General features: G+C 73.4%; 4 protein-coding genes and 2 pseudogenes. 4 read left to right on the top strand and 2 right to left on the bottom strand.

Features of this window, described 5'->3' with window-relative positions:
* A pseudogene (locus MTQ10_RS23940) lies at positions 1-123 on the bottom strand (sugar ABC transporter substrate-binding protein); the annotation flags it as partial.
* A 292-nt stretch (positions 124-415) separates the two neighbouring features.
* On the opposite strand from MTQ10_RS23940, the gene MTQ10_RS23935 reads away from it, so the two are divergent.
* The 4 genes from MTQ10_RS23935 to katG all read left to right on the top strand — a co-directional run bounded on the left by MTQ10_RS23935 (position 416) and on the right by katG (position 8,163).
* The gene (locus MTQ10_RS23935; protein WP_247472230.1) at positions 416-1,624 is read left to right on the top strand and encodes a metallophosphoesterase; all 1,209 of its coding nucleotides are present in this window, start codon (positions 416-418) and stop codon (positions 1,622-1,624) included.
* Between the two features lie 106 nt (positions 1,625-1,730).
* Positions 1,731-3,902, top strand: a complete 2,172-nt coding sequence (locus MTQ10_RS23930; protein ID WP_247472228.1) for an ATP-binding SpoIIE family protein phosphatase — start codon at positions 1,731-1,733, stop codon at positions 3,900-3,902.
* A 179-nt stretch (positions 3,903-4,081) separates the two neighbouring features.
* Complete coding sequence (locus tag MTQ10_RS23925; RefSeq protein ID WP_247472226.1) at positions 4,082-5,641, top strand: GMC family oxidoreductase; 1,560 nt, start codon at positions 4,082-4,084, stop codon at positions 5,639-5,641.
* Between the two features lie 329 nt (positions 5,642-5,970).
* The gene (katG, locus tag MTQ10_RS23920; RefSeq protein WP_247472224.1) at positions 5,971-8,163 is read left to right on the top strand and encodes a catalase/peroxidase HPI; all 2,193 of its coding nucleotides are present in this window, start codon (positions 5,971-5,973) and stop codon (positions 8,161-8,163) included.
* A 122-nt stretch (positions 8,164-8,285) separates the two neighbouring features.
* Here katG and MTQ10_RS23915 read toward each other — a convergent pair.
* Positions 8,286-8,832, bottom strand: a pseudogene (locus MTQ10_RS23915) (spore photoproduct lyase family protein); the annotation flags it as partial.

Genomic DNA, 8,832 nt, shown 5'->3' with positions numbered 1-8,832 from the left:
GTAGAAGTTCGTGGCCTGCTTGAACTCGGGGCTGTTCACCTGGGCCTTCCAGTCCTTGGTGAACCAGGTGCCGCCGAAGGTGTTGACCACGGTCGTCAGGGACGCCCCCAGCTCGCCCCAGCCGGCCGGTGCCGCTCGCTGAGCATTCCTTGTGTTTCGCGTACCGCGGCCGGTCCGCGTGCGTCGCCTTCCGGCAGCGCCGGGCTGTTCCAGGAAGAGCAGGCGGAGTCACCCCACCGATGCCGCGGCTTCCTCGTCCGGCCCCGGGGTCCCTGGCGGGGTGTGGCACCCTGCCCTCGCCTCCGGGCCGCCCCTTGTGCGAACTCCGGTGCGCCGGACCGGAGAAGGCTCGGATACGGTGCCCGGGACAGCGGCGCACGGCGGTGCGCGGCAGTGCGGCTCAGGGAGGGCGAGCGTGACCGACACCAGCAGTACCCGGCCCGCCGAGGGGGACGTGCGGGCGCCACGGCGGGGCGTGCTGCGGCGCGTGCTGCGTTTCCTCCCGTTGATCGCCCCCCTGCTGCTGTGGGCGGTGCCCTGCTGGGTGCTGCTGTACGGCGGGCAGCACTGGCCGCTGCCGGTCACGCTGTCCGGGACGGCGCTGTCCGTCCTGGGTCTGCTGGGCATGCCGGTCGCGCTGGCCCGCGGGTACGGCGGGCGGCATCAGGACCGGGCGGCGGTCCTCGGTTCGGTCCTGCTGGGCACGGCATGGGTGCTGTTCACCTGGTCGGTGCTGCTCGGGGTGGTGCTGCGGCTCGCGCTGACGGCGGCCGGCGCCGGGGACGGCCAGGGCCGGGCCCGCGCCGTCACCTGGGCGGTGCTCGGGGTGAGCGCCGTACTGCTGGCGTGGGGGTACGCGGAGGCTCGGCGGGTGCCGCGGGTGCGGCGGGTCGAGGTGCCGTTGCCGCGGCTCGGTGGCGGACTGGACGGGCTGCGTGTCGTCCTCGTCACGGACACGCACTACGGCCCTCTCGACCGGGCCCGCTGGTCGGCGCGGGTGTGCGAGACGGTGAACGCGCTGGACGCCGATGTGGTGTGCCACACCGGTGACATCGCGGACGGCACGGCGGAACGCCGGCGCGCGCAGGCCGAGCCGCTGGGCACGGTACGGGCCCGGTACGCGCGCGTGTACGTCACCGGCAACCACGAGTACTACAGCGAGGCGCAGGGCTGGGTCGACCTGATGGACGAGCTGGGCTGGGAGCCGCTGCGGAACCGGCACGTGCGGGTCGAGCGGGGCGGCGACACGCTCGTGGTGGCCGGCGTGGACGACGTGACGGCCGAGTCGTCGGGCCTGGCGGGCCACCGCGCCCACCTCGACGGGGCGCTGGACGGTGCGGGCCCGGATCTGCCGGTGCTGCTGCTCGCGCACCAGCCGAGGTTCGTCGACCGTGCGGCGGCGGCCGGTGTGGACCTCCAGCTGTCCGGGCACACCCACGGCGGCCAGATCTGGCCCTTCCACTTCCTGGTCCGCCTCGACCAGCCCGCCGTCGCCGGTCTCAGCCGGCACGGGGAGCGCACGCTCCTGTACACCAGCCGCGGCACCGGCTTCTGGGGGCCGCCGTTCCGGGTGTTCGCACCCAGCGAGATCACTCTGCTCGTCCTGCGCGCCGCCGGGGCGTGACACCGGCCGCACGGGCCGCCCGCATTCCGGTGCCGCCCCGCCGCTGACCGGTCCTGACGGCCCAGCCGGACAGGCAGGGCCCGCGGGGCTTCGGTACGTTGCCCGTATGGGGTTCGCCGTCGACGCCTTCCTCCGTCGCCTCGCCCGGGAGCTGAGGCCACGGGTGGCGGAGGCGGCCGACGTGCTGCTGCTGCGGCTGCGCGGCGACATGCCGGAGCTGTGGGAGCACGAGGACGTCGCCGCGCTCGCGCTGGAGGAGACCGCCGGGCATCTGACGCGGTTCCTGGACATCCTCGACGGGCGGACCGACATCGCCGATGTGCAGGCGCCGCCCGAGGCGCTGGAGGTGGCCCGGCGGGCCGCGCGGCGCGGGGTGCCGATCAGCCGGCTGCTGCGCGCCTACCGTCTCGGGCACATGATCCTCATCCAGCTGGTGCAGGGCGAGGCCGACCGGCTCACCGACGACCGTGAGCTGATGAACGAGGCCGCGACACGGCTGGTCGAGACGGCGTTCGCGTATGTGGACCGCGGTTCCGAGCAGGTCGTCGCGGCCTACCAGCGGGAGCGGGACCGGCGGATGCAGCGGCAGCTCCTGCTGGCCAACGAGGCGGGCCGGCGGATCGGGACGAGTCTGGACACCGCCCGTACCGCGGAGGAGCTGGCGGAGTTCGGCACCGAGGACTTCGCGGACGTCGTCACCGTCGATCTCCTGGACCGGCTGCTTCGCGACGACGGCTCCGCCGTGCCGGACGCCGCGGAGTCCGCGCAGCCGCTGCGCCGCATCGCTCAGTCCTCGGTACGGGAGGACGACGCGAACCCGGCGATCGCCACCGGAAGCACGCACACCTGTCCGCCGGAGTCCGAGGAGGCGCAGGTCATGGCCACCGGCCGGCCCAAGCTGCACCGGAGCACACGTCCGGGCAGCGCGCACGGTTCGGCGCTGCTGCTGCCGCTGCGGGCCCGCGGCACCACACTCGGCCTGGCCCGGTTCCTGCGGTACCCGACGACGCTCCCCTTCGACGAGGACGATCTGCTGCTGGCCCGGGAGATCGTGGCGGTGGCGGCCGTCTCCGTGGACAACGCCCGCCGCTACCACCACGAACGCGCGACCGCGCTGGCCCTCCAGCGCAGTCTGCTGCCGCAGCACTCGGTCGAGCAGCCCGCCGTGGACACGGCGTCCCGCTATCTTCCGAGCGGTGAGCGGACCGGGGTCGGCGGTGACTGGTACGACGTGATCCCGCTGTCGGGGGCACAGGTGGCGCTCGTCGTCGGTGACGTCGTCGGGCGCGGGCTGCACGCCGCCGCGACGATGGGCCGGCTGCGGACCGCCGTGCAGGCCTTCGCTGACATGGATCTGATGCCGGAGGAGCTGCTCACCCACCTGGACGACGTGGTCGTACGGCTGCAACGGGAGGCGCCGCCGGGCGCCGGGGAGCTGACCGCCACCTGCCTGTACACGGTCTACGACCCGGTGTCCCGGATGCGCACCCTGGCCAGCGCCGGTCATGTCGCGCCGGCCGTGGCCGCTCCCCTGCCCGCCGCCTCCCCGGAGCTGTGGGGTCCGGGTGCCCGGTGGTCGGTCCGCTTCCCCGACATCCCGATCGGACCGCCGCTGGGCCTGGGCGGACACCCCTTCGAGACGGCCCGGTTCGAACTGCCGGAGGGCAGTGTGCTGGCCATGTTCACGGACGGTCTGATCCGCAGCCGGGGCCGTGACGTCGACTCCGCGCGTACGGCGCTGAGCGACGCCCTCGCCCACGCGCCGGACGCCCCGGAGGAGATCTGCGACCGGCTGCTGGAGGCCGTGCTGCCCAGCGACCGCTGCGACGACGTGGCCCTGCTCGTGGCGCGGACCCGCGCCCTCGGCCCCGGCCGGGTCGCCGCTGTGGACCTCCCGGCGGATCCGGCGGCCGTCGCCGGGGCCCGCGCCCTGACGGCCCGTACGCTCACGGCGTGGGGGCTGGAGGAGCTGGCGTTCACCACCGAGCTGATCGTCAGCGAACTGGTCACCAACGCGATCCGCTACGGCCGTGAGCCGATCCGGCTGCGGCTGATCTGCCAGTCGTCGCTGACGTGCGAGGTGTTCGACACCAACAGCACCGCCCCGTATCTGCGGCACGCCCACACCTTCGACGAGGGCGGGCGCGGGCTGTTCCTGGTCGCCCGGCTCGCCGAACGGTGGGGCACCCGGCACACCCGCGACGGCAAGGTCATCTGGGCCGAGCTGCCCCTGCCGGGGCGGTCACCGGCCGAGGGGGCGGAGGGCGCCGCGCGCTGACGGCGCGTCGGGGGCGCGCGGACTCGAACCGTCACCTGCTTGGCCGAGTACCCCATCGACCGGGCCCGTGCCGGCGGGAGAGCGTGGCCGCAGCGCGTTCCGGGCCGTCCGGCCGCCGTCGGCGGGCCGGTGACCGGTCCCGCGCCGTCGTGAACGCCCGTTCGACCGAAGGTGGGAGCATGACCGTGTACGACTATGTGATCGTCGGTGCCGGCTCGGCCGGCTGTGTCCTCGCTGCACGACTGTCCGAGGACCCGTCCGTGCGGGTGGCGCTGATCGAGGCGGGCGGTCCCGACGACGCGCAGGAGATCCATGTCCCGGCCGCCTTCCCGCAGTTGCTGAAGACGTCCCTGGACTGGGATCTGGGCACCGAGCCGGAGCCGGGTCTCGACGGCCGGCGGGCCTATCTGCCGCGCGGCAAGGTGTTCGGCGGGTGCAGCTCCATCAACGCGATGATCTACATCCGCGGCAACCGGGCCGACTACGACGGCTGGGCCGCGGCCGGTGCCGACGGCTGGTCGTACGAGGAGGTGCTGCCGTACTTCAAGCGCGCGGAGGGCAATGAGCGCGGCGCGGACGAGTACCACGGCGCGGACGGGCCGCTCACCGTCAGCGACGGCCGCTCCCGGCACCCGCTCGCCACCGCGTTCGTGCAGGCCGCCGTGGAGGCCGGGCACAAGGAGAACGACGACTTCAACGCCGGGACCCAGTTCGGTGTCGGCCACTACCAGCTCACCCAGCGCGGCGGCCTGCGCTGGAGCGCCGCCGTCGCCTATCTCCATCCGGCGCTGGAGCGGCCCAACCTGACCGTGCTGTCCTCGGCCCTCGCCCGCCGCGTGGTGATCGAGGGCGGCCGGGCCACGGGCGTGGAGGTGGAGCGGGCCGGCGCCGTCGAGGTGGTGCGCGCCGACCGCGAGGTGATCCTCTCCGCGGGCGCCTACGAGTCGCCGAAGCTGCTGATGCTGTCCGGGATCGGGCCGGCCGGCACGCTGTCCGCGTTCGGCATCGGCGTCGTCCGTGACCTGCCCGTCGGCGAGGGCCTGCAGGACCACTACATGGCGCTGCTGAACTTCCGCACGGCGCGGGAGTCCCTGCTGTCGGCGGCCACCGAGGAGAACGCGGCACTGCTGCGGAGCGAGGGCCGCGGCCCGCTCACCTCCAACATCGGTGAGACGGGCGGATTCTTCCGCACACGCGACGACCTGGCCGCGCCGGACGTGCAGTTCCACGCCGCTCCCGGCCTCTTCGTGCAGGAGGCGCTCGGCGCGGTGGCCGAGCACGGCTTCGCCTTCGGCCCGTGCGTGCTGGCGCCGGCGAGCCGGGGCACGGTCACCCTGCGCTCGGCCCGGCCCGACGCCAAGCCGCGGATCACGCACAACTACCTCGTGGCGCCGGAGGACCGGGAGACGATGATCGCCGGGCTGCGCATCGCCCTGGACATCGCGGCGCAGCGGGCCGTGGCCGACATCGCGTCGGGGCCGTACCTGGTGCCGGAGTCGGACACGGACGACGCGCTGCTGGAGTTCGCGCGCCGCCACGGGCAGACGCTGTACCACCCGACGTCGACGTGTGCCATCGGCGCGGTCGTCGACCCCGAGCTGCGGGTGTACGACGTGCAGGGGCTGCGGGTCGTGGACGCGTCCGTGTTCCCGACGGTGCCGCGCGGCAACACCAACGCGCCGGTCGTGATGGCGGCGGAGAAGGCGGCCGACCTGATCACGGGGGCGTCCGGGCGGTGACAGGGGCTCGGTGAGTCCGCCGGGGGTGACACGGGCCCGATGGGTCGGCGCCCCGGTGACACAGGCCCGGTGATCCGCCGCGGTGGGACGGGTCCGGTGATCCGCCGGGCGGTGACACGGACCGGGTGGGTCCGCCGGCCGGCGGGGCTCGGGGGTCCGCCTGCCGCCGGCCGGCGGGCTTTGCGGTGCGCGGGGGCTCCCGGCTGCCGCCGGTCGGCGGGGCCGGGGTCTCCGCGCGTGCTTTCGGGAGGTGTCGCGCGCAGTGAGCAACCATAATGGCGCGGAACACTGCAATCCAGACATACAGCGCGACAGGAAGAAGGACGGGCATGTCCGGCAGCGAAAGCGAGAACCCGGCAATCCCTTCGCCGACGCCCACACCGTCGAAGCGGCCCCGGACGAACCGGGACTGGTGGCCGAACCAACTCGACCTCTCGGTCCTCCACCAGCATTCGCGTCTGTCCAACCCGATGGACGAGGACTACGACTACCGCAAGGAGTTCGCGACCCTCGACGTCGAGGCGCTGAAGCGTGACGTCTTCGAGGTGATGACGAACTCGCAGGACTGGTGGCCGGCGGACTGGGGCCACTACGGGCCGCTGTTCATCCGGATGAGCTGGCACGCCGCGGGCACGTACCGCATCGCGGACGGGCGTGGCGGTGGCGGCAGCGGCGCGCAGCGCTTCGCCCCGCTGAACAGCTGGCCTGACAACGCGAGCCTGGACAAGGCGCGCCGCCTGCTGTGGCCGGTGAAGCAGAAGTACGGCCGGAAGATCTCCTGGGCCGATCTGCTGGTCTTCGCCGGGAACTGCGCCATGGAGTCGATGGGCTTCAGAACGTTCGGTTTCGGCTTCGGCCGGGAGGACATCTGGGAGCCGGAGGAGATCTTCTGGGGGCCGGAGGACACCTGGCTCGGCGACGAACGCTACAGCGGGGACCGGGAGCTGACCGGCCCGTTCGCGGCCGTGCAGATGGGGCTGATCTACGTCAACCCGGAGGGCCCGAACGGCGAACCGGACCCGCTGGCCGCCGCCCGGGACATCCGGGAGACGTTCTCCCGTATGGCGATGAACGACGAGGAGACCGCGGCGCTGATCATCGGCGGCCACACCTTCGGCAAGTGCCACGGCGCGGTCGACCCCAGCTACATCGGCCCGGAGCCGGAGGCGGCGCCGATCGAGCAGCAGGGCCTCGGCTGGCGCAACACCTACGGCACCGGCGCCGGCCCGCACGCGCTCACCAGCGGTCTGGAGGGCGCCTGGACCAAGGCCCCCACCACCTGGGACAACGGCTATCTGGACAATCTGTACGGCTACGACTGGGAGCTGACCCGCAGCCCGGCGGGCGCCCACCAGTGGAAGCCGACCGACCCGGCGGCGGCGGACACCGTGCCCGACGCTCACGACCCGTCGAAGCGGCACGCCCCGATGATGCTGACGACGGACATCGCGCTGAAGGTGGACCCGATCTACGGGCCGATCACCAAGCGGTTCCACGAGCATCCCGAGGAGCTGGCGGAGGCGTTCGCGAAGGCCTGGTACAAGCTGCTGCACCGCGACATGGGCCCCGTCACGCGCTATCTGGGCCCGTGGGTGCCGGAGCCGCAGTTGTGGCAGGACCCCGTCCCCGCCGTCGACCACGACCTGGTCGACGCCGAGGACATCGCCTCGCTGAAGGAGACGATCCTCGCCTCGGGTCTGTCCGTGCCGCAGCTGATCGTCACTGCCTGGGCGTCGGCGTCGAGCTTCCGCGGCACCGACAAGCGGGGCGGCGCGAACGGGGCACGCATCCGGCTGGCGCCGCAGAAGGACTGGGAGCTGAACAAGCTTCCCGAGATCACCGAGACGCTGAGCGCGCTGGAGCGGATCCGGCAGGAGTTCGACGCCGCGCAGACCGGGAACAAGCGGATCTCCCTGGCCGACCTGATCGTCCTCGGCGGCTGCGCGGCCGTGGAGCAGGCGGCACGCGACGCCGGGTACGACATCACCGTGCCGTTCGCCCCCGGGCGCACCGACGCCTCGCAGGAGCAGACCGACGCGGAGTCGTTCGCGGTGCTGGAGCCCAAGGCGGACGCCTTCCGCAACTACCTTCCGGAGGGCGAGAAGCTGTCGCCGGAGACCCTGATGCTGGACCGCGCGAACATGCTGACGCTGACCGCGCCCGAGCTGACGGCGCTGATCGGCGGCATGCGCGTGCTCGACACCGGTTTCAAAGGGGCCCGGCACGGCGTGTTCACGCGGCGGCCCGGCAGCCTCACCAACGACTTCTTCGTCAACCTGCTCGACATGGGCACGGAGTGGAAGACGTCGGCCACGGACCCGGGCGTCTACGAGGGCCGGGACCGCGCCACCGGTGAGATCAAGTGGACCGCCACCGCGGTCGACCTGGTCTTCGGCGCCCACGCCCAGCTGCGCGCCCTGGCGGAGGTGTACGCGGCGCAGGACGGCGGGGAGAAGTTCGTCCGTGACTTCGTCGCGGCGTGGGACAAGGTGATGAACCTGGACCGGTTCGACCTCAGGTGAGCCCGGCGTGCGGCCGTGCCCGCGCGGTGCCCGCTCCGGGAGCGCCCGCCGGGCTCAGAAGGCGTACCGGATGCGCAGTGAGGGGGCCCGCTCGGCGATCAGCCCGCGCAGGTCGTGCAGTGGCCGTGGCGGGCGATGTGCCGGCCCGCATGGGCGATGATCGCGTCGATGTCGGTGACGACCGTGACGGGGTCGGCCTGTCCCTTGCGGCGCGGTACGTAGCAGTAGACGCAGGCCATCGCGCAGCCCTTGGACGCGCCGGGGGCGATCCGGTCGGCGGAGCGGCCGTTGGGCCGGGTGGTGAGCGTCTTGCGCTCGCCGAGCACCAGCGTCTCGCCCTTGACGCACACCCAGCGGTCCGCGTTGCCCTCGTTGCCGTGCAGGCCGGCCCAGGCGGCGGTGCCGTGCAGGCCGGCACAGGCCGCGGTGCCGTCCGGCGCGCACCCAGCGCCGGCGGTCCGCGTTGCCCTCGTTGCCGTGCAGGCCGGGGATGCCCCGGTGCGCGTCCACCTCGATCAGCCGGGCCTGCGGGAACCGGCGGCGGATCTGCATGCCGCGTGGGGAGGCGGCGGCCGGTTCGGCGTGGATCTCCCGTACGGGCAGCAGCCGACGGGCCGTGTCGCCGGTACGGAAGGCGGGGCCGGCGGTGGGGGTGGGCGCCTCCTCGGG

This window comes from Streptomyces sp. XM83C (assembly GCF_023072675.1).
In the GTDB taxonomy this organism is placed as follows: domain Bacteria; phylum Actinomycetota; class Actinomycetes; order Streptomycetales; family Streptomycetaceae; genus Streptomyces; species Streptomyces thermocoprophilus.
The sequence above is the reverse complement of the archived record's forward strand: the minus strand, read 5'-3'. Positions and strand labels throughout refer to the sequence as shown.